General features: G+C 65.2%; 16 protein-coding genes. 12 read left to right on the top strand and 4 right to left on the bottom strand.

Translation table 11 applies throughout. From position 1 onward, the window contains the following. Positions 1–26: 26 nt before the first annotated feature. The 8 genes from F2P44_RS07950 (at position 27) to F2P44_RS07985 (ending at position 11,127) form a co-directional block, all read left to right on the top strand. Complete coding sequence (locus F2P44_RS07950) at positions 27–1,181, top strand: CmpA/NrtA family ABC transporter substrate-binding protein (protein ID WP_167086176.1); 1,155 nt, start codon at positions 27–29, stop codon at positions 1,179–1,181. 404 nt (positions 1,182–1,585) lie between these two features. Beyond that, positions 1,586–2,890, top strand: a complete 1,305-nt coding sequence (locus tag F2P44_RS07955; RefSeq protein ID WP_167086177.1) for an MFS transporter — start codon at positions 1,586–1,588, stop codon at positions 2,888–2,890. An 11-nt stretch (positions 2,891–2,901) separates the two neighbouring features. Beyond that, the gene (nirB, locus tag F2P44_RS07960) at positions 2,902–5,433 is read left to right on the top strand and encodes a nitrite reductase large subunit NirB (protein WP_167086178.1); all 2,532 of its coding nucleotides are present in this window, start codon (positions 2,902–2,904) and stop codon (positions 5,431–5,433) included. A 10-nt stretch (positions 5,434–5,443) separates the two neighbouring features. Then, positions 5,444–5,791, top strand: coding sequence for a nitrite reductase small subunit NirD (gene nirD, locus F2P44_RS07965; protein WP_167086179.1), 348 nt, complete (start codon positions 5,444–5,446; stop codon positions 5,789–5,791). After that, positions 5,788–7,029, top strand: a complete 1,242-nt coding sequence (locus F2P44_RS07970; protein ID WP_167086180.1) for an NAD(P)/FAD-dependent oxidoreductase — start codon at positions 5,788–5,790, stop codon at positions 7,027–7,029. Before nirD ends, F2P44_RS07970 begins: the two co-directional genes overlap by 4 nt. 14 nt (positions 7,030–7,043) lie before the next feature. After that, positions 7,044–9,752 (top strand): nitrate reductase, encoded by a 2,709-nt coding sequence (locus F2P44_RS07975; protein WP_167086181.1) that lies wholly within the window; start codon positions 7,044–7,046, stop codon positions 9,750–9,752. A gap of 74 nt (positions 9,753–9,826) precedes the next feature. Beyond that, positions 9,827–10,897, top strand: coding sequence for a DUF3667 domain-containing protein (locus F2P44_RS07980; RefSeq protein WP_167086182.1), 1,071 nt, complete (start codon positions 9,827–9,829; stop codon positions 10,895–10,897). Beyond that, positions 10,894–11,127, top strand: a complete 234-nt coding sequence (locus F2P44_RS07985) for a hypothetical protein (protein WP_167086183.1) — start codon at positions 10,894–10,896, stop codon at positions 11,125–11,127. Before F2P44_RS07980 ends, F2P44_RS07985 begins: the two co-directional genes overlap by 4 nt. Positions 11,128–11,204: 77 nt before the next feature. Here F2P44_RS07985 and F2P44_RS07990 read toward each other — a convergent pair whose 3' ends face one another. After that, on the bottom strand, positions 11,205–11,546 hold the full coding sequence (locus F2P44_RS07990) for a zinc ribbon domain-containing protein YjdM (protein WP_167086184.1): 342 nt from the start codon (positions 11,544–11,546) through the stop codon (positions 11,205–11,207). A 200-nt stretch (positions 11,547–11,746) separates the two neighbouring features. Between F2P44_RS07990 and F2P44_RS07995 the strand changes: the two genes are divergently transcribed. The 3 genes from F2P44_RS07995 to F2P44_RS08005 all read left to right on the top strand — a co-directional run bounded on the left by F2P44_RS07995 (position 11,747) and on the right by F2P44_RS08005 (position 16,027). Continuing rightward, the gene (locus F2P44_RS07995) at positions 11,747–12,529 is read left to right on the top strand and encodes a hypothetical protein (RefSeq protein ID WP_167086185.1); all 783 of its coding nucleotides are present in this window, start codon (positions 11,747–11,749) and stop codon (positions 12,527–12,529) included. Positions 12,530–12,631: 102 nt separating this feature from the next. After that, complete coding sequence (locus F2P44_RS08000; protein WP_229423448.1) at positions 12,632–15,634, top strand: putative bifunctional diguanylate cyclase/phosphodiesterase; 3,003 nt, start codon at positions 12,632–12,634, stop codon at positions 15,632–15,634. Between the two features lie 57 nt (positions 15,635–15,691). After that, positions 15,692–16,027, top strand: coding sequence for a hypothetical protein (locus F2P44_RS08005; protein ID WP_167086187.1), 336 nt, complete (start codon positions 15,692–15,694; stop codon positions 16,025–16,027). Between the two features lie 29 nt (positions 16,028–16,056). Here the strand turns inward: F2P44_RS08005 and F2P44_RS08010 are convergent, their stop codons facing one another. Together F2P44_RS08010 and F2P44_RS08015 are read right to left on the bottom strand one after the other, a co-directional pair. After that, positions 16,057–17,049, bottom strand: a complete 993-nt coding sequence (locus F2P44_RS08010; RefSeq protein WP_167086188.1) for an SRPBCC family protein — start codon at positions 17,047–17,049, stop codon at positions 16,057–16,059. Continuing rightward, entirely contained in the window at positions 17,046–17,750 is a 705-nt protein-coding gene (locus F2P44_RS08015) for a phosphoribosyltransferase (protein WP_167086189.1), read from the bottom strand. Before F2P44_RS08015 ends, F2P44_RS08010 begins: the two co-directional genes overlap by 4 nt. A gap of 213 nt (positions 17,751–17,963) precedes the next feature. Here F2P44_RS08015 and F2P44_RS08020 point away from each other — a divergent pair, with 213 nt between their 5' ends. Beyond that, the gene (locus F2P44_RS08020; RefSeq protein ID WP_167086190.1) at positions 17,964–18,542 is read left to right on the top strand and encodes an HdeD family acid-resistance protein; all 579 of its coding nucleotides are present in this window, start codon (positions 17,964–17,966) and stop codon (positions 18,540–18,542) included. 71 nt (positions 18,543–18,613) lie between these two features. On the opposite strand, the gene fghA is transcribed toward F2P44_RS08020, so the two are convergent. After that, on the bottom strand, positions 18,614–19,453 hold the full coding sequence (gene fghA, locus F2P44_RS08025) for an S-formylglutathione hydrolase (protein WP_167086191.1): 840 nt from the start codon (positions 19,451–19,453) through the stop codon (positions 18,614–18,616). Between the last annotated feature and the right edge of the window lie 146 nt (positions 19,454–19,599).

Raw genomic sequence — 19,599 nt, forward strand, 5'->3', positions numbered from 1 at the left:
CGGGCCACAGGAAAGCAAGGAGCTGTATGGCAGAGACAAAAGTAAATCAATTGCGTACGGTCAGGATCGGCTTCATGCCGCTGACCGACTGCGCCTCGCTGGTGATGGCGGCCGAGTGCGGTTTCGACCGTCAATACGGCATCAGGATCGTGCTCAGCCGCGAAACCTCGTGGGCCAACGTGCGCGACAAGCTGGGCTCGGGCGCGCTCGACGCCGCCCATGTGTTGTACGGCTTGATGTACGGCGTGCAGCTGGGCATCGGCTGCCAGCAGCAGGCGATGGCGGTCCTGATGAACCTGAGCCGCAATGGCCAGGCCGTGACCCTGTCGCGCGCGCTGGCGGAGCAGGGCGCGCTGGATGGGCCGAGCCTGGCGCAGCGGATGCGGGACCTGTCGCGCGGCTATACCTTCGCCCACACTTTCCCCACTGGCAATCACGCGATGCTGCTGTATTACTGGCTGGCCGCGCACGGCATCGACCCGCTGCGCCAGGCGCGCGCCTTGACGGTGCCGCCGGCCCAGATGGTGGGCAGCCTGGGCGCCGGGATGATCGATGGTTTTTGTGCCGGCGAGCCGTGGGGCCAGCGCGCCATCGACGAGGGCGTGGGCGTGACGGCCGTGACCAGCCAGCAGATCTGGCCCGATCACCCGGGCAAGGTGCTGGGAACGACAGCGGCGTTTGCCGCGAGCGATCCGGATACCTGCCGCGCCATGATTGCGGCGGTGCTCGATGCCAGCCGGTGGATCGAGGCCTCCCGGGCCAACAAGGAGCAGACGGCCACGGTGCTGGCCGGCTCGGCGTATCTGAATACGGGCAGGGCAGCCATCGCGGCGCGCCTGGCGGGGCAGTATGACAATGGCGCGGGCGGCCAGTGGACCGATGAAAAGGCGCTCAGTTTCCATGGCGACGGCGAAGTGAATTTTCCGTATCTGTCGGACGGGATGTGGTTCATGACGCAGCAGCGGCGCTGGGGTTTGCTCAGGGACGAGCCGGATTACCTGGGGCAGGCGCAGGCCGTCAACCGGATCGACTTGTACAAGGGAGCGGCGGAGATGACCGGGACCCTGGTGCCGTCGTCAACGATGCGCAGTTCGACGCTGATCGATGGCGCGTGCTGGGACGGCAGCGATCCACGCGGATATGCGGAGTCGTTCCGGATTCATCACTGCCCCCCTCGTTGAGTCGTTCCGGATTCATCACTGCCCCCCTCGTTGGCCAGCGCACCGTCTTCCCCGCGAAGGCGGGGACCCAAGTTCGTCGTTCAGTCTGCGGCGCCGAAAGAAACCCGGGTTCCCGCCTCTCCACTGCGGATGGATGCCAGGCAGCGCACGCTCCCGCGCATCATTTTCGGGCATTGGTGCACCGCAATGTAGCGTTCGCTTCAAATCCCCGCCTCACCCCTCCCATCCCGCCCCGCATCGACCCTGGCACGGCGTTTGCTAAACAGTACATATCGGATCAATGGCGATCCCCTGAACAACTTGCGCTGATCTAACGACGGATCGGCAGGACAACGGCGTCCGTCCAGCCTGGTTTTGACAACCGGGTCTGGCCGGACGCCTTTTTGTTTTTAACGGGATAAACAATGGCCACCAAAGCAAACACCATCGAACTTTTCAGTATCAGCACACCGCAGATGCGCGCCTTCCACCTGACCTGGATGGCTTTCTTCGTCTGCTTCTTCGCCTGGTTCGCCTGCGCGCCGCTGATGCCCATCATCAAAGGCGAATTCGGCCTGACCCTCGCCCAGGTCGCCAACATCAACATCGCCGCCGTCGCCATCACGATCCTGGTCCGCCTGATCGTCGGCCCCATGTGTGACCGCTTCGGCCCGCGCAAGGCCTACACCGGCCTGCTGCTGCTCGGCGCCATCCCGGTGCTCGGCGTGGCTGCATCGCAAAGCTACGAAAGCTTCCTGTTCTTCCGCCTCGGCATCGGCGCAGTGGGCGCGAGCTTCGTCATCACCCAATACCACACCTCCATCATGTTCGGCCCCAAGGTCGTCGGCACCGCCAATGCGGCTGCCGCCGGCTGGGGCAATGCCGGCGGCGGCGCGGCGCAGGCGCTGATGCCCCTGCTGGTTGGCGCGCTGCTGATGCTGGGCGTGAGCGAAGCGGCCGGCTGGCGCGTGGCCCTGCTGGTGCCGGGCGTGCTGATGATCGTCATGGCCGGCTTGTACTGGAAATTCACCCAGGACTGCCCGCAAGGCAATTACGACGACATGCGCGCCGCCGGCGTTCCTATCGAAGGCGGAAAAAAAGGCGGCTGGGAGAGCTTCAAGGCGGCCAGCACCAATCACCGCGTGTGGCTGCTGTTCGTCACCTACGGCGCCTGCTTCGGCATCGAGATCTTCATCCACAACATCGCCGCCGTGTACTACGTCGACCATTTCAAACTGAGCCTGAAGGAAGCCGGCATGGCCGCCGGCAGCTTTGGCCTGCTGGCGCTGTTTGCCCGTGCCCTGGGCGGCTGGGTGTCGGACAAGATGGCCATGCGCGGCACCATCAACAGCCGCGTCACGCTGCTGTTCATCATGATGATCGGCGAAGGCGCCGGCCTGCTGTGGTTCGCCAAGGCCGACAGTGTTACCTTCGCGGTGATCGCCATGCTGGTCTTCGGCCTGTTCACCCACATGGCTTGCGGCGCCACCTACGCCCTGGTGCCTTTTGTGGACAGCAAGGCGCTGGGCGGCGTGGCCGGGATCATCGGCGCCGGTGGCAACGTGGGCGCGGTCGCCGCGGGCTTTCTCATGAAAGGCACCGGCGACATCGGCCAAACCCTCACCATCCTCAGTGGCCTGGTGCTGCTGTCGGCGCTGTGCGCCATCGCGGTCAGGCTCAGCGCCGCCGTGGACGACCGTCCGGTCGCCGTCAACAACGCTGTCGCGTAAGGAGAACCAGCATGAAGATCATCGTCATCGGCCACGGCATGGTAGGCCACAAATTCCTCGAATCGCTCGGCGCCGCCGGCGCGCCGGCGCTCGACGTGACGGTCTTGTGCGAAGAGCCGCGCGCCGCCTACGACCGCGTGCACCTGTCCGAATTTTTCTCCGGTAAATCGGCCGAGGACCTGTCGCTGGTGCCGGCCGGCTTCTTCGAGGGCGGTAATATGCTGCTCAAGCTGAACGCGAAAGCCGTCGCCGTCGACCGCGCAGCGAAGACTGTCACTGTCGCCAGCGGTGAAGTGCTGGCCTACGACAAACTGGTGTTCGCCACCGGCTCGTATCCGTTCGTGCCGCCGCTGGCCGGCAAGGACCGCAAGGATTGCTTCGTCTACCGCACCATCGAAGACCTGGAAGCGATGCTCGAATGCGGCAAGCGCTCCAAAACCGGTGTGGTGATCGGCGGCGGCCTGCTTGGCCTGGAATGCGCCAAGGCCTTGCGCGACATGCAGCTGCAGACCCACGTGGTGGAATTTGCCCCGCGCCTGATGGCGGTGCAGGTCGACGAAGGCGGCGCGCGCGTGCTGCGCGCCAAAATCGAAGACCTGGGCGTCACTGTCCATACCCAAAAGAACACGCTGGAGATTATCGACGGCGAAGAGGGCACGCACCGCATGCGCTTCGCCGACGGCAGCCACCTGGACACCGACATGATCGTGTTTTCGGCCGGTATCCGTCCGCGCGACGACCTGGCGCGCCTGTGCGGCCTGACGATCGGCGCGCGCGGCGGCATCGCCATCGACAACAGCTGCCTGACCTCGGACCCGGACGTCTACGCCATCGGCGAGTGCGCGCTGTGGAACGGCCAGCTGTTCGGCCTGGTGGCGCCGGGCTACGACATGGCCCGTGTGGCCGCGCGCCACCTGCAAGGCGAAGGCGCCGCCTTCACCGGCGCCGACATGAGCACCAAGCTCAAACTGATGGGCGTGGACGTGGCCAGTATCGGCGATCCGCACGCGTCCAGCCCGGGCAGCCGCTCCTACCAGTTCACCGACGAGCGCAAACAGGTATACAAGAAGATCGTCGTCTCCGACTGCGGCAAATTCCTGCTCGGCGGCGTGATGGTGGGAGACGCCAGCGAATACGGCACCCTGCTGCAGATGATGCTGAATAAAATCGAGCTGCCCGAGTCGCCGGAATTCCTGATCCTGCCACAAAGCGATGGCAAGGCGCGCCCGGGTTTGGGCGTGGACGCCTTGCCCGACACGGCCCAGATCTGCTCGTGCAACGACGTTTCCAAGGGCGACCTGTGCGCCGCTGTCTGCGGTGGCGCCACCACCATCGGCGCGCTGAAAAGCTGCACCAAGGCCGGCTCCACCTGCGGCGGCTGCGTGGCGCTGGTCACGCAGGTGATGAAGGCCGAGATGAAAAAGCAGGGCATGGCCGTCAACAACCATGTCTGCGAACACTTCCCGTACTCGCGCCAGGAAATCTACCACCTGGTCAAGGTCGGCAAGATCACCTCCTTCGAAGACCTGCTGGCGCAGCACGGCACGGGCCGTGGTTGCGACATCTGCAAACCGGTGGCCGCCAACGTGCTGGCGTCGACCTGGAACGATTTTGTCCTCAAGCCGGAACACGCCAGCCTGCAGGATTCGAACGACTACTTCCTCGGTAACATCCAGAAGGATGGCACCTATTCGGTGGTGCCGCGCATGCCGGGTGGCGAAGTGACCGCCGACGGCTTGATCGCGGTCGGCATGGTGGCCAAAAAATATGGCCTGTACACCAAGATCACCGGCGGCCAGCGGGTCGACCTGTTCGGCGCGCGCGTCGAGCAGCTGCCGTTCATCTGGGAAGAGCTGATCGACGCCGGTTTCGAGTCGGGCCATGCGTACGGCAAGTCGCTGCGCACCGTCAAATCGTGCGTCGGCTCGACCTGGTGCCGCTATGGCGTGGCCGACAGCGTCGGTTTCGCGATCGAACTGGAAAACCGCTACAAGGGCTTGCGCACGCCGCACAAGATCAAGTTCGGCGTGTCCGGCTGCACCCGCGAATGCGCCGAAGCGCAGGGCAAGGACGTCGGCCTGATCGCCACCGAAAAGGGCTGGAACCTGTACGTGTGCGGTAACGGCGGCATGAAGCCGCGCCACGCGGAGCTGATCGCATCAAGCCTGGACCAGGAAACCGTGGTGCGCTACATCGACCGCTTCCTGATGTTTTATGTCCGTACGGCCGACCGCCTGCAACGCACCAGCGTCTGGCGCGACAACCTCGAAGGCGGCCTGGAATACCTGAAATCAGTCGTCATCGACGACAAGCTGCACCTGGCCGCCGAACTCGAAGCCGACATGCAGCACGTGGTCGATACCTACGCCTGCGAGTGGAAGAACGCCGTCAACGATCCGGCCACGCGCCAGCGCTTCCGCCATTTTGTGAACAGCGACCAGGCCGACCAGAACGTGGTCTTCATGCCCGAGCGCGGCCAGATTCGTCCCGCCACGATCGAGGAACGCAAGCGCGTCATTCCACTCATCGTCAAAACCGCCTAAGGAGAAGCTCATGCACCGCGATATCGAACTGACCAACTGGACCGCCGTCTGCTCGCTCGACGAGATCGTCCCCAACACCGGCGTGTGCGCGCTCCTGAAAGGCGAGCAGGTCGCCGTGTTCCACGTGAGTGATGCTGAAGAACGCGTGTTCGCCATCGGGAACTACGATCCGAACAGCGGCGTCTCGGTGCTCTCGCGCGGGCTGGTGGGCAGCCTGGGCGAACGCATCGTGGTCGCCTCGCCCATCTACAAACAGCACTTCGACCTGTTCACCGGCGAATGCCTGGAAGCGCCGGAACACTCGGTGCCCAGCTACCGCGCGCGGGTCGAGGACGGCAAGGTGTGGGTCTGCGCATGACAGAGATACCGACAGCGCCCGTCGCCAGGCAATCGCTGGTCGTGATCGGCAACGGCATGGCCGGCATGCGCACGGTCGAGGAAATGCTCAAGCTGGCGCCGGAGCTGTACGACATCACGGTGTTCGGCGCCGAGCCGCATGGTAATTACAACCGCATCCTGCTCTCGCCGCTGCTGGCCGGCGAAAAGAATATCGACGACATCATGCTGCACACGCGCGAGTGGTACGCCGCCAACGGCATCACCCTGCACGCGGGCGACCCGGTGGTGCACATCGACCGCCGCAAGCGCATGGTACGTTCGCAGTCGGGGCGCGAAGTCTGGTACGACCGGCTGCTGATGGCCACCGGCTCCAAGCCCTTCATTGTGCCGGTGCCGGGCCACAAACTGGCGGGCGTGATCGGTTTTCGCGACATCCAGGATGTCGATACGATGCTGGAAGCGGCCCGCAGCGGCGGCCACGCGGTGGTCATCGGCGGCGGCTTGCTCGGGCTGGAGGCCGCCAACGGCCTGCTGCGGCGCGGCATGCAGGTGACCGTGGTGCACGTGATGGACAGCCTCATGAACCAGCAGCTCGACAAGCCGGCCGCGCTGCTCCTGAAATCCGCGCTGGAACTGAAGGGCCTACGCTTCCTGCTTGAAGCTCACACCAGCGAGATCGTGGGCGATACCCGCGTCAAAGCCGTGCGCTTCAAGGATGGCAACGAAATCCCGGCTGACCTGGTGGTGATGGCCGCCGGCGTGCGCCCCAACATCGAACTGGCCAAAGCGGCCGGCCTGCACTGCGAGCGCGCCATTGTCGTCGACGACACCTTGCAGACCTACGACCCGCGCGTCTACGCTGTGGGTGAGTGCGTGCAGCACCGCAGCGCCACGTTCGGCCTGGTGGCCCCGATCTGGGACCAGGCCAAGGTCTGCGGTGCCCACCTGGCGCGCAACGGCCACCGCCGCTACGTGCAGCAAGCTACGCCGACCAAGCTGAAAGTGACCGGCGTCGACCTGTATTCGGTCGGCGACTTTATCGGCGGCGAGGGCAGCGAAGACCTGGTGCTGCGCGATCCGCGCCGCGGCATCTACAAACGCCTGGTGCTGGCCGGGAACCGCATCGCGGGCGCGGTCCTGTACGGCGATGTGCAGGATGGCCCGTGGTATTTCGGCCTGATCCAGAACCGCACCGACATATCGGCCATGCGCAATCGCCTGCTGTTCGGCGAAGCCCTGTGCGCCCAAGCCGCCTGACACGGAGCCCGACTTTGAACCTTTCACCTATACCACTCGCGGTGCGCAGCACCTGTCCTTATTGCGGCGTAGGCTGTGGCGTGACCGCCATGCCCTTGCCCGATGGCGCCATCGCCATTGCGGGCGACGCCAGCCACCCGGCCAATCGCGGCCGCCTGTGCGTGAAGGGAGCGGCGCTGGGCGAAACCACCTCACTTGAGGGCCGCCTGCTGCATCCGGCGCTGCGCGAAGATGGCGTGCTGCGCCAGGCGTCGTGGGACGAAGCGCTGGACCGTGTGGCCGGCGGCCTGCGCGCGATCATCGACGAGCACGGGCCGGACGCGGTGGCACTGTATGTATCGGGCCAGTTGCTGACCGAAGATTACTACGTGGCCAACAAGCTGATGAAAGGGTACATCGGCAGCGCCAACATCGACACCAATTCGCGCCTGTGCATGTCGTCGGCCGTGGCGGGACACAAGCGCGCCTTTGGCGCCGACCTGGTGCCGGGCTGTTACGAAGACTTCGACCTGGCCGACATGGTGGTGCTGGTCGGCTCGAACACGGCGTGGTGCCATCCGATCCTGTTCCAGCGCATCGCGCGTCTCAAGGAAGCGCGTCCCGACGTGCGGATCGTCGTCATCGATCCGCGCCGCACAGCCACCTGCGAACTGGCCGATCTGCACCTGCCGGTGAAACCCGGCACCGATGTGTGGCTGTTCAACGGCTTGCTCAGCTATCTGGCGCGCGCCGGGGTGCGCGACGCCGCCTTCATCGAGGCCCACACCAATGGACTGGAACCGGCGCTGGACGCGGCGCAGGTCGATTGCAGCGATCCGCTGGCGGTGGCGCGCCATTGCCGCGTCGAGCCAGGCGACCTGATGGCCTTTTATGGCGGCTTCGCGGCGACCACGAAAGTGATCACGGCGTTCTCGCAAGGCGTGAACCAGTCGTCGGCGGGCACCGATAAAGTCAACAGCATCATCAACTGCCACCTGCTCACGGGCCGCATCGGCCAGCCGGGCATGGGGCCGTTTTCGATCACTGGCCAGCCGAATGCGATGGGCGGGCGCGAAGTGGGCGGCCTGGCCAATATGCTGGCCGCACACATGGACCTGGATAATCCGCAGCACCGCGACACCGTGCAAACTTTCTGGTCGTCGCCGCGCATGGCGGCCAAGGGCGGCCTGAAGGCGGTCGACCTGTTCAAGGCGATCGAAGAGGGCAGCGTCAAGGCGGTGTGGGTGATCGCCACCAATCCGATGGTGAGCATGCCGGACGCAAACCAGGTCCAGCGCGCGCTGGAAAAATGCGAGCTGGTGGTGGTGTCCGACATCATTGCCAGCACCGACACCAATGCCTTTGCCGACGTGCTGCTGCCGGCCCTGGGCTGGGGCGAGAAGGATGGCACGGTCACCAATTCGGAACGCCTGATTTCGCGCCAGCGCGCCTTTTTGCCGGCGCCGGGCGAAGCGCGCGCTGACTGGCGCATCCTGGCGGACGTGGCGCGGCGGCTGGGCTTTGACGGTTTCGATTTCGCCGGAGCGCACGAGGTATTCGATGAACATGCGCGCCTCTCGGCCTTTCGCAACGAGGGTACGCAGCGGCGCGTGTTCAATCTGTCCGGCCTGTGCGGCTTGCAGGCGCCGGACTACGACAAGCTCGAACCGGTGCAGTGGCCGGTGCGGCGTGGCGCCGATGGTGCCCTGGAAGGCAGCGCGCGCCTGTTCGCCGACCGCCGCTTCGCCCATGCGGACGGCAAGGCGCGCTTTGTCGCCACGGCGCCGCGCGCACCGGCCAACCCGGTCGATCCGGAGTATCCGCTGGTGCTCAACACGGGCCGCGTACGCGACCAGTGGCACACCATGAGCCGCACCGGCCGCGCACCGCGCCTGGCCGACCACACGGCTGAATCGTTCATCGACATGCATCCGCAGGACGCGCTCCTGTACGGCGTGCGCGAAGGGGAGCTGGCGCGCGTATCGAGCCAGTGGGGCGCGATGGTGGCGCGCGTGCAGCACGGTGGCGGCATCGCGCGCGGTTCAGTGTTCGTGCCGATTCACTGGAACGGCCAGACGGCGTCCGACGCGCGCGTTGGCACCGTGGTCAATCCGGTGGTCGATCCGGTGTCGGGCGAGCCGGAATTCAAGCATACGCCGGTGCAGGTGGAGCGCTTCGGCGTGGCGTGGCACGCCTTCGTGTTGAGCCGCAGCGAGCTGGCGCTGGACCAGGTCGCGCACTGGACGCGGGTGCAGGGGCGCGGCTTTGCACGCTACGAGATGGCGGGGCGCGGCCAGTTGCGCGACCGCGCTGCCTGGGCGCGCGCGCTGCTCGGCGTCGCCGATGACGCCGACTGGCTCGATTACGAGGACGCCAGCGATGGCGTGTACCGCGCCGTGCACGTGGTGGGGGAGCGCATCGAGCAGTGTATCTTCCTGTCGCCGCGCACCGACCTGCCGGCGCGTGCGTGGCTGGCCAGCCTGTTCGCCAGCGAATCGCTGACGCAGCTCGACCGCGCTGGCCTGCTGGCCGGGCAGGCGCTGGGCATGCGGCTCGACAGCGGCCCGACCGTGTGTTCCTGTTTCGGGGTCGGCCGCAATACGATTTGCGAGGCGATCGCCACGCGCGACCTGAAGACGGTGCCGGAAGTGACGGCGTGCCTGAAAGCGGGCGGCAATTGCGGGTCCTGCGTGCCGGAAATCAAAGTGTTGTTAATACAGACCAGGGTACGCGAAGTTGCCTGAAAATATAGTCCAATGCTGTGATGAGAATGATATTATTGCCCACCTAAAACAATATTATCTGCGGGAACATAACGATGGCGATGGAACTGGAAGCGGTGGGCGGTTTGGCGCAGGCGTCGCTGGTGGCGCACGAGGTCGATGGCGGGCAGATGGGCGCGCATGGCGCTCACGGCCACGCGACCAGCTGCGCCAACTGCAACGCGCCTCTGGCGGGCGCCTTTTGCCATCAGTGCGGGCAGCATGCGCATGTGCACAAGTCGCTGCTGCATCTCGCCGAAGAGGTGCTGCACGGCATCCTGCACTTCGACGCCAAGGGCTGGCGCACCATTCCCATGCTGGTCGCGCGGCCGGGCCAGCTCACGCGGCGCTACATCGATGGCCAGCGCACCCGCTTCGTCTCGCCGCTGGCCTTGTTCCTGTTCCTGGTGTTTTTTCTGTTCTTCGTTGCGTCCCTGACCAGCGGCAAGTCGGACCTGACCCTGTCCGGCTCGCCGGAAGCGAAGGCGCAGATACGCGGAGAGCTCATGCGCGATGTGGAGGCGGCGCGCGCAACGCTGCGCACGGTCGATGCCGGCCAGCCGGGCAAGGAAGCGCTGGCGGAAGCCAAGGCCGACCTGGCCAGCGCCGAGAATGCACTGATCGAGTTCGATAAAACCGGCGTCATCGCGCGGGCGGGTGGCGTGACCTTGAAGGCGGACAAGTTCAAGGTGGAAACCAGCTGGCCATCGGTCAATGCCGCCATCGAGCACGCGGCGGACAATCCCGAGTTGACGATGTATAAGCTCAAGAGCAGCGGCGCCAAGTTTTCCTTCCTGCTGGTGCCGATCTCGCTGCCGTTCCTGTGGCTGCTGTTTTTCTGGCGGCGCGGCGTGACGATGTACGACCATGCGGTGTTTTCGCTGTATTCGCTGTCGTTCATGGCGCTCATGTTCGCGCTGGTGTTCGCCATCGGCCATGCCGGCTTCGGCACTCTGGCCGGGGCGCTGGTGGTGTGCCTGCCGCCGGTGCACATGTTCCTGCAACTGCGGGGCGCCTATGCGCTCAGCCGGGGCGAAGCTTTCTGGCGAACCCTGGCGCTGTTGTGCATCGCGGGCGTGGTGTTCCTGCTGTATATCCTGTTAATTCTAATGATGAGCGTCGCATGACCAAAGATGACCTTCTTGGCTGGAGCGGGCTCCTGAGCGTTATCGCAGGCCTGATGATTTTGCTGATGACCTTCGACCGGCCGGGGTGGGAGTGGCAAGCGGGTGGGGCGCTACTGGTGCTGATCGGCATCTTGCTGATCTGGTACCGAAGGCGGCGCCGCAGCGACGAATCTGGCGATGATCGCGATCTCGCCGGTCTCGATGATATCAGCAGCCTCGACGGCGACTAGACAATCCCCCATGCCGCCATGTCCGCCAACCTGACAGGGCGGAGGTTTGAAATTTCGTCGCCTTGCGGCTATCGGCATTACACTTTCTTGACGAACTCCGACTTCAAGCTCATCGCGCCGAAACCGTCGATCTTGCAGTCGATGTCGTGGTCGCTGTCGACCAGGCGGATATTCTTGACCTTGGTGCCCATCTTGACGGTGCCGCCCGACCCTTTGAGCTTCAAATCCTTGATCACGCTGACGGTGTCGCCGTCCTGCAACACATTTCCCGCAGCATCGCGGTAAACCTTGGGGCCGTCATCGGCCGCCGCCGCCTCCTGGGCGCTCCATTCGTGGGCGCACTCGGGGCAGACCAGATTGCTGCCATCTTCGTAAGTAAATTCTGAATTGCATTTAGGGCAGGGTGGAAGTGCGCTCATAGGAATCGTCCTTAATTGCTTGAAAGGGATGGAGTATACAGGCTGCGCCATGGTTGCGAGCAGTTGCATATTGAGTAGAAGCAATGCTTCTCGTAAACAGTGATGTAAAGATGGCTCTTCTTTCAGCTTCGATTTGAATGATACCTCTGATAATTGCCTAAGAGCATCAACAAATTCCCAGCAGAACGAGGAGCACGACCATGGCCAGCATTCCTTTCAGCAGCGTCCGTCAGCCAGTCATCCATCCGATCTTCAGCCGCGCCGGGGTAGGCGCCCCGGTCGCGATCGAATTGCTGCCGTTCACCGTGCGCCCGGTGCGTACCGAGGCCGACCTGCGCAAGGCGGTGGCCGTGCGTCATGCGGCCTATGCGCGCCACCTGCCGGACTTCGCGCGCTCGCTGGAGCAGCCCGAAGCGGCCGACTACGATGGCGACACCGTGATCCTGCTGGCCGAATCGAAGGCCGATGGCAGCGCGCTCGGCAGCACCCGCATCCAGACCAATTTTCGCCAGCCCCTGCACCTGGAAGGCTCGGTCGATCTGCCGCTGTGGCTGGCAACCCAGCGGCTGGCCGAGGTGACCCGGCTCGGCATCGTGGAAGGACGCATCGGGCGCCAGGTGAAGCTGGCCCTGATCAAGGCATGCTTCGAACATTGCGAGCAGAACGGAGTCGACACGGCGGTCGTCAGCGGGCGCGCGCCGATTGACCGGCAGTACGAGCAACTGCTGTTCACCGATGTGTTCGCCAGCCGCGAACCCGTGACCCTGCGTCACGTCGGCAACCTGCCGCACCGCATCATGTACTTCGACATCGCAAGCGGCCAGGAGCGCTGGGAAGCGGCGCGCCATCCCTTGCTCGATTTCTTTTGCCATACGCGCCATCCGGATATCGATCTCGTCCGCCACGTTCCTTCTGCTTGGAAACATGGCTTGCCGCGCGGTCAGCAAGCGGCGGGGGCTGTTGTTGTTGGGCTCGCCGCGTAGAAAATCAGGCAGGACGGCGTGACGGTAACGATGTATGCTTTGACATGATTGCCGCCTAACAGCAAGGAATGGCGGCGCTTGCTGGTTAGCCGGATGCCGCTCATGTCAACGCCGACTTCTTCGTCCCGCATGTTGCCCGACAGCGTACAGCACGCTCTCGAAGCGCTGTTGCGCCTGCTCGCCTTCTATCTGGTTCCGCTGGCCATCGGGCTGCTGTCGGCCGTGGCGCTGGTGTTCTGGAACAACCAGTACCGGGCGCCCGCCGGCCAGGCGCTGGCATTGCGCGTGATGGCACAAAGCATGGCACAGGGCGGGGCGCCGGCCGGGCCCGAACAGGCGCGCGCGCAGCTGGCGGGCTTGCCCGAAGTGGCCTACCGCGAAACGCGCATGTCGCCCGATCCGCTCTGGTTCAGCTTGGCCGTCGCCGCGCCGTCCGGCAGCGTGATCGAATTTCCCTCCCGTCATATGGTCGACATCGCGTGTTGGGACAGCGACACCCTGCGCCCGCTGGGAAGTTCCAGCCGCGCCGCCTCGGCGGGCGCCATGGCGCCGTTGATGGCCGGGTTTGCGCTGACATTGATGCCGCCGCTCGCGCCAGCCGACACCTTGCAGCAGGCCCAGGCGCGCATGCCGGTTCGCTTGCTGTGCCGTACCGTGCTCATCGGCCCAGCGCGCCTGTCCGCCACGCAATGGGAGGCCGCCGAACTCGCCCTGGCGGTACAACAATACCACCGCAAGTCCGGCTTGCTCGACGGCGGCATGATCGTGCTCACCTTGTTCGTGCTGACCACCGCGCTGATCAACCGCCAGGCCCTGTACGTATTGCTGGCCGGCTGGCTGATCCTGAACCTGCGCATGGGGGCGCTCTCGGCCGGCTGGGATATCCAGTGGCTGGGCCAGGTCGTACCGGCGCGCTGGCTGTTGCCGGGCAGGGCGCTCACGATTGCCCTGTACGCGGCCTCGACCCTGACCCTGTACCAGACCTTGTTCCGCGATGCCCTGGCGGCCACGCGCTACCGTGCGCCGCTGCGTTTTGCCGAATGGTGCTGCCTGCCGCTGCTGGCGCTGGCGGTGTTTTTGCCCTACCACGTTTTCCTGCCCGTGATGTGGGGCTTCGTCGCCTACGGCCTGGTGCTGATGACGCTCGGCCTGGTCAGCCTGATGTCGCAAGCGCAGCCGCAGTCGCACACGCGCGTGGCGTTCTGGTTCGCCGCCTCGTTCGCGGTGACGATGATGTCCGGCTTGGCGGAAGTGGTCGCCGCCGCGCTCGGCATACGCGACTTGACCGGCCTGGTCAACAGCGTCACGGCCGCGCTCGCGTCCAGCCTGCTGGCGGCCTTGGCGGTGGCCGAACAGATGCGCCAGGAAACCGAGCAGCGCATCGCGGCCCAGGCCGAACTGCAGCACACCTTCGAGGCGATGCCGGTCGGGCTGTTTACGCTGGACCTGGAGGGCCGCTTCCTCAGCGCCAACCCGACCTTGCACAAGATGGTGGGTGCGGACGGCCCCGTCACTGGCGGAATGCGCTTCCAGCAGTTTTTTGCCGATGGTATCTGGGATACATTGCACGCGCTGGTCCAGCAGGCCGACGCCGAACTGCGCATCGAAAACCGCGGTGGCTCGCATTGCTTCCTGGTGCGCGCCACTGTGGCGCGCGGCAAGATCGAAGGCGTGTTGCAGGATACGACCGAGCAGCACAAAGCAACCGAGCAATTGCGCTTCATGGCCAATAACGATGCGCTGACCAAGGTTTTCAACCGGCGCGGCATCGAGCGCGTGTTCGAGCAGGCGTCCTTGAAGCCGATGACCCTGGCCTATCTCGACCTGGACCGCTTCAAGCTGATCAACGACCTGTTCGGCCACGGCGCCGGCGATGAAGTCCTCAAGCAAGTGTGCGAACGGATCGGCGCCGTGCTCAGCGGCGAGCAGCAGGTCGGGCGCGTGGGCGGCGACGAATTCGTGATCATCCTGCCGGAGACCTCGATCCGGGTGGCGGCCCTGATTTGCCGCTGCCTGGTAGGGCGCATCGGCAACACGCCTTACCGCGTCGGCGACAAGGCCTTCCACGTGCGCGGCTCGATCGGCTTGATCGAGGTGCAGCCCGGTATGCAGATGAAAGATGCCGTCTCGACCGCCGACCGCGCCTGCCGCGAAGCCAAGGCCGGGCACCGCGACGGGCTGGTGGTGTACGAACGCGATTGCGCGGCCTTTCATGAGCGCGAGTCCGAACTGAACCTGGTTGAGCGCCTGTCGGCGAACGATGCGACTGCCTGCATGGTGCTCGAAATGCAGCCGATCATGTCGCTCAAAATGCCCTACGATTCGATGAACTTCGAGGTCTTGCTGCGCATGCGCGAAGCGGACGGCAGCCTGCTGGCGGCCGGGCCGATTATTGCCGCTGCGGAAAAGAGCGGGCGCGTCGGCGTGATCGACCGCTGGGTGCTGTCGACGACGCTGAGCTGGATCGAGCGCCACGCCGACATGCTGGTCAATACCCAGTTCGTGTGCATGAACCTGTCCGGGGCCTCGCTCAACGATGAACGCTTCATCCAGGACACTATCGACATCCTGCGTCGCCACCGCGATGCGGCCAGCCGGCTGTGCATGGAGATCACCGAAAGCGTGGCCTTGCACGACCTGAACAACACGCGGCGTTTCATTGAACAGGTGCGCAATTTCGGCGTCAAGGTAGCGCTCGACGATTTCGGCGCGGGCTATACCTCCTTCTCTTACCTCAAGGAATTGCCGGCGGACATACTCAAGATCGACGGCAACTTCATCGTCAACATGAACGCGCATCCGGCCGACGTGGCCATCGTCGAGGCCATCGTGAAGCTGGCGGTCAACCTGGGCATGAAAACGATCGCCGAATGGGCCGAGGATGGCGCCACCGTGCAAACGCTGGCCGATATTGGGGTGGACTACGTGCAAGGGTTTGCGATTGCGTCGTCGATGGCCCCCGATATTTTGCTGACGGTGACATCGGCCGCCGGTTTTATTATTGACGAGGAACTCAATCTCCTGGTTGGTGCGCTGGGCGGCCCGGTCAGCGCGCCGGCCACAGTCGTCGCGCTGGCCGAAGCACCGCTGACCGGGCTGCACTGAACTGTCCGGCCTCGTGCTGGTCGAATTGCGGTGAACAACCGGAAGAAGGGGAGTACCATGATCAATCATGCGGTAATGGGCGTGTTCGACGCGTTCGACACGGCGCAGCAGGCACGCGCCGCCTTGCTCGCCGATGGTTTCGGCGCCGATGCGCTTGAACTCAAGGTGCATGACGATGAAGCAGGTCCGGTGGAAGGCAATTTTTTGGTGGGCAACACGCCGGTCGAAAGCGAGGAGCACGTCTACGAACGCAACTACGCAAGGCCGGTCCAGCGCGGACAATGCATGCTGATGGTCAACGCGGCCGATGCGGCAACAGCGGCGCGCGCCTCGGCCATCCTGGCTGGCTTTGGCGCCCGCGATCCTGATCGCCTGTCCGGCGCGCCGCCCTGAACCAGGATGAACCGGTAACCGGTCCGGCATTATTGCAACATCGTGTTTTCGCTCGTCTGTTCTCCCTTGTCCGGCGGCGGGGCACCCTCCAGCAGGTTTTTCATGCGCTCCAGGTCTTCCTCCAGTTCATGTTCGGGATTGGCGCCGAACAGCGTTGCCACCGCCTTGCCCACGGCGCCGGCCGGGGGGCGGTACGATAGCCTGACCGTGGCCAGCGTGCCGCCATCCGCAGGGTCGAAGCGCACCGATCCCGATTGCTCGACTTCCGCCCCGGGCTCGCTGCGCCATGCCAGCCGGCGCGGGCGCACCTGCTCGGTCAGCACGGCGTCGAGCGTGAACTCGCTGCCAGCCGGTCCCCTGACCACCCAGTGCGAGCGGCGCTTGCCAAGGTCGCGCACCTCGATCACATTTGCCATGAAGCGCGGGAAATTCTCGTAATCGGCCCACAGGTCGTACACCTGCTCGGGCGTGGCCTCGATGCGGATGGTCTTTTCAATCTCCGTGGTGTCGCCGTGGCCCTGCTGCCGCGCGAGTCCGGGCAAGGCGCCGTTACGGACTGAGCGCATCAGCAATGCCACCCCGGCAAGGGCCATGGCAGCGGCGAGCGGCATGCGCCGGCTCAGCATGCCGCCCAGGCCGCGCATGTCGCCGCCGGGCATGGCGGCCTTGTGCGGCGACGCGGGCCAGGGCGAGCGTGCCGGGGATGCACGCCGGTCCGCCAGTTCGTCCGCAGCGCCCGTCGCCGCCGGGCTGGTGGCGGCGCCGTGTGCATTGCCGCCGCCGGACGCCTGCACGCCGGGATCGACGCCGGCCCCGCTTGCACCGATGCGTTCGCCCACGTCGTGCACGACCTTGCCGAGCATGTCGCCGCTTTGGTGGCCGAGTTCGCGCAGCCGTTCCCCGGACCTGGCCCGCCGCGCGACGCCCCGGTCCGGGTCCATCATGTACATGGCAAGCGCGCCGAGCGCAGCCCCGCCCAGCCATTTACCGAGGTGAAGATCGTGTTCGGACAAGTGTTTCATGATTGCCTCCGTTCGCTTGCATTGGTGGATGAAAGGTGCGCCCGCACCTGGTCGCGCCAGGCGATGGCCAGCAGGTCTTGTACTTCCTCGTCGCTGGTTTGCCCGAAATCCCGGTACCACCGGCTGACCGCCCCGAAGTCGGCCGGCTGGCTCAGGCAGACCAGTTGGTCGACCTGCGCGGCCAGCGTGGCGCAGCTGTCGGGCGCGCCAGCCGGCACGGCCACGACCACCTGCGCCGCACTGCGCGCGCGCGCCGCGCGCACGGCAGCGCACATGGTGGCGCCGGTGGCGAGCCCGTCATCGACGAGGATGGCGGTCTGTCCCGCCAGGTCGGGCTCGGCGCGCGCGCCCCGGTACTGGCGCTCGCGCCGCACGATCTCGCGCTCTTCGCGCGCGCACGCGGCATCGATCTGTTCGCGGCCGACACGGTGGGCACGGATGGTCGCCATATTGAGCACGCGGATGCGGCCGCTGGCGATCGCGCCCATGGCGAATTCTTCGTGGCCGGGAAGGCCGAGCTTGCGCACCAACAGCACGTCGAGCGCCAGCCCGAGCGCCCTGGTAATGGCGAAGCCGACCGGCACGCCGCCGCGCGGCAGGGCCAGCACCAGCGCATCCGCGCGGCCGGCGTATGGTGCCAGCGCCAGCGCCAGGAGTTTGCCGGCATGCATGCGGTTTTTGAATTGTCGATCGGTCGCCATATAGCTTCGACAGATGAAGCGCACGTCGGTTGCACAAATGTCGTCAAATACTTGCGCTGTCTTGCTTGGCGTGGCGCAGCGCAGAGGTTTGTGCAAATGCCGTGGTATTTGCACTGACTTTATGACGCACGATTGATCTATCACATGCCGGGCGCCTGCGCGCCGATCAAAACCGGGCGGACGCTGTCTTATCCAGCAGGGAGGAAAGATGCCATGAACGATACGCTTCTGCGGAACTGGTGGTTGCTTGCCGCGCGCGGTGCCATCGCCATCGTGTTCGGCGTGCTGGCCATTGCGTGGCCCGCCGTCACGCTGCTTACCCTTGCGGCCCTGTTCGCCGCGTTTGCGCTGCTCGGTGGCGCGGTCTGGATTTTCGGGGCCGTCAAGAACCGCAGGGAAGATCGGCACTGGTGGATACTGATGCTGTTCGGCCTGGTCAGCCTGGCTGTCGGCGTGCTCGCCACCTTCAATCCGGCGCTCACCCTGCTGACGCTGGTCCTCCTGATGGGGGCCAACGCCCTCGTCAGCGGCGTGCTCGATATCGTCATCGCCATCCGTGTACGCAAATTCATTCGCGGCGAATGGCTGTTGCTGCTCAGCGGCGTGGCGTCGATCCTGTTCGGCCTGATCGCCCTGCTGTTTCCGCTCGGCGCCGGGGCCGTCATGCTGGCCACCATCATCGGGGTATATGCGCTGATCAGCGGCGTGTTGCTGGTTTGCCTGTCCGTACGCGTGCGTGCCTGGTCGCGCATCAACACCGGACGCAGCAGCCCGGCGGCGGGAACGATCTGATCATGACATGACCGCGCGGCCGGGCGCGCACACCGGCCGGTCTGCGCGCGCGATGGCTGCCGTGACGGGCCTTAGCCCAACTGCGCCCGGTGAAAGCGCAGATGATCGTCGATGAAGGTGGAAATGAAGTAATAGCCATGGTCGTAGCCGGCGTGGCGCCGCAGTTCGAGCGGCTGGCGGGCCTTGGCGCAGGCCGCTTCAAAGGCTTCCGGATACAACTGCGGTTCCAGGAACTTGTCGGCCAGGCCCTGGTCGATCAGGATGCCGCCGGGGAAGGGCGCTTGCATGGTCAGCATCAATTCGCTCGCATCGTACTGCTTCCAGGCTTCCCGGTCGCCGCCGAGGTAGCCGCTGAAGGCTTTTTCGCCCCATGGGCACCGGGTCGGCGCGGCGATTGGCGCAAAGGCTGATACCGAACGGAACAGGTCCGGGCGTTTCAGGGCCGTGACCAGGGCGCCGTGTCCGCCCATCGAGTGCCCGAAAATGCCGACCTTGGCGGCGTTGACGGGCAGTTCGGCCAGCACCAGCGCGTGCAGTTCGAGCAGATAGCTGAACATACGGTAGTGCTTGCTCCACGGCTCCTCGGTTGCGTCCAGATAAAAGCCCGCGCCGGCGCCGAAATCCCAGGCATCGGTTTCGCCGGCAATGTTGGCGCCGCGCGGACTCGTGTCCGGCGCGATCAGGATCAGGCCCTCGCGCGCCGCTGCGCCTTGGGCGCCGGCCTTGGTCGGAAACGTCTCTTCGGTGCAGGTCAGGCCCGCCAGGTAAAACAGCGCCGGCAGCGTCTGGCCAGCGGGTACGGCCGGGATGAAGGCGGAAAAGCGCATCGGCAGGCCGGTCGCCGTCGAATCATGGCGATAAAAGCGTTGTACGCCGCCGAAACAGGCGTGTTCTGATAAAAGTTCGAGCATCGGTCCGTCCAAGTGGTGAGTGATGCGCAAGTATGCCTTGTCGGGGACCACTCGCCCAACTACTTCCTGTGTAGAGATGGACGCCGTCACCGGCGTGGCTGCGTTGCAGGTCTGGGTCGATGCCACTGAGGCGGCGTGGACGCTGC

The sequence above is a fragment of the Massilia frigida genome (genome assembly GCF_011682175.1).
Taxonomy (GTDB): Bacteria; Pseudomonadota; Gammaproteobacteria; order Burkholderiales; family Burkholderiaceae_D; genus Telluria_A; species Telluria_A frigida.

Coding starts and splice junctions, on each gene's coding strand:
- F2P44_RS07950 (WP_167086176.1), top strand. CDS start 27: ATGGCAGAGACAAAAGTAAATCAATTGCGTACGGTCAGGATCGGCTTC.
- F2P44_RS07955 (WP_167086177.1), top strand. CDS start 1,586: ATGGCCACCAAAGCAAACACCATCGAACTTTTCAGTATCAGCACACCG.
- nirB (WP_167086178.1), top strand. CDS start 2,902: ATGAAGATCATCGTCATCGGCCACGGCATGGTAGGCCACAAATTCCTC.
- nirD (WP_167086179.1), top strand. CDS start 5,444: ATGCACCGCGATATCGAACTGACCAACTGGACCGCCGTCTGCTCGCTC.
- F2P44_RS07970 (WP_167086180.1), top strand. CDS start 5,788: ATGACAGAGATACCGACAGCGCCCGTCGCCAGGCAATCGCTGGTCGTG.
- F2P44_RS07980 (WP_167086182.1), top strand. CDS start 9,827: ATGGCGATGGAACTGGAAGCGGTGGGCGGTTTGGCGCAGGCGTCGCTG.
- F2P44_RS07985 (WP_167086183.1), top strand. CDS start 10,894: ATGACCAAAGATGACCTTCTTGGCTGGAGCGGGCTCCTGAGCGTTATC.
- F2P44_RS07990 (WP_167086184.1), bottom strand. CDS start 11,546: ATGAGCGCACTTCCACCCTGCCCTAAATGCAATTCAGAATTTACTTAC.
- F2P44_RS07995 (WP_167086185.1), top strand. CDS start 11,747: ATGGCCAGCATTCCTTTCAGCAGCGTCCGTCAGCCAGTCATCCATCCG.
- F2P44_RS08000 (WP_229423448.1), top strand. CDS start 12,632: ATGTCAACGCCGACTTCTTCGTCCCGCATGTTGCCCGACAGCGTACAG.
- F2P44_RS08005 (WP_167086187.1), top strand. CDS start 15,692: ATGATCAATCATGCGGTAATGGGCGTGTTCGACGCGTTCGACACGGCG.
- F2P44_RS08010 (WP_167086188.1), bottom strand. CDS start 17,049: ATGAAACACTTGTCCGAACACGATCTTCACCTCGGTAAATGGCTGGGC.
- F2P44_RS08015 (WP_167086189.1), bottom strand. CDS start 17,750: ATGGCGACCGATCGACAATTCAAAAACCGCATGCATGCCGGCAAACTC.
- F2P44_RS08020 (WP_167086190.1), top strand. CDS start 17,964: ATGAACGATACGCTTCTGCGGAACTGGTGGTTGCTTGCCGCGCGCGGT.
- fghA (WP_167086191.1), bottom strand. CDS start 19,453: ATGCTCGAACTTTTATCAGAACACGCCTGTTTCGGCGGCGTACAACGC.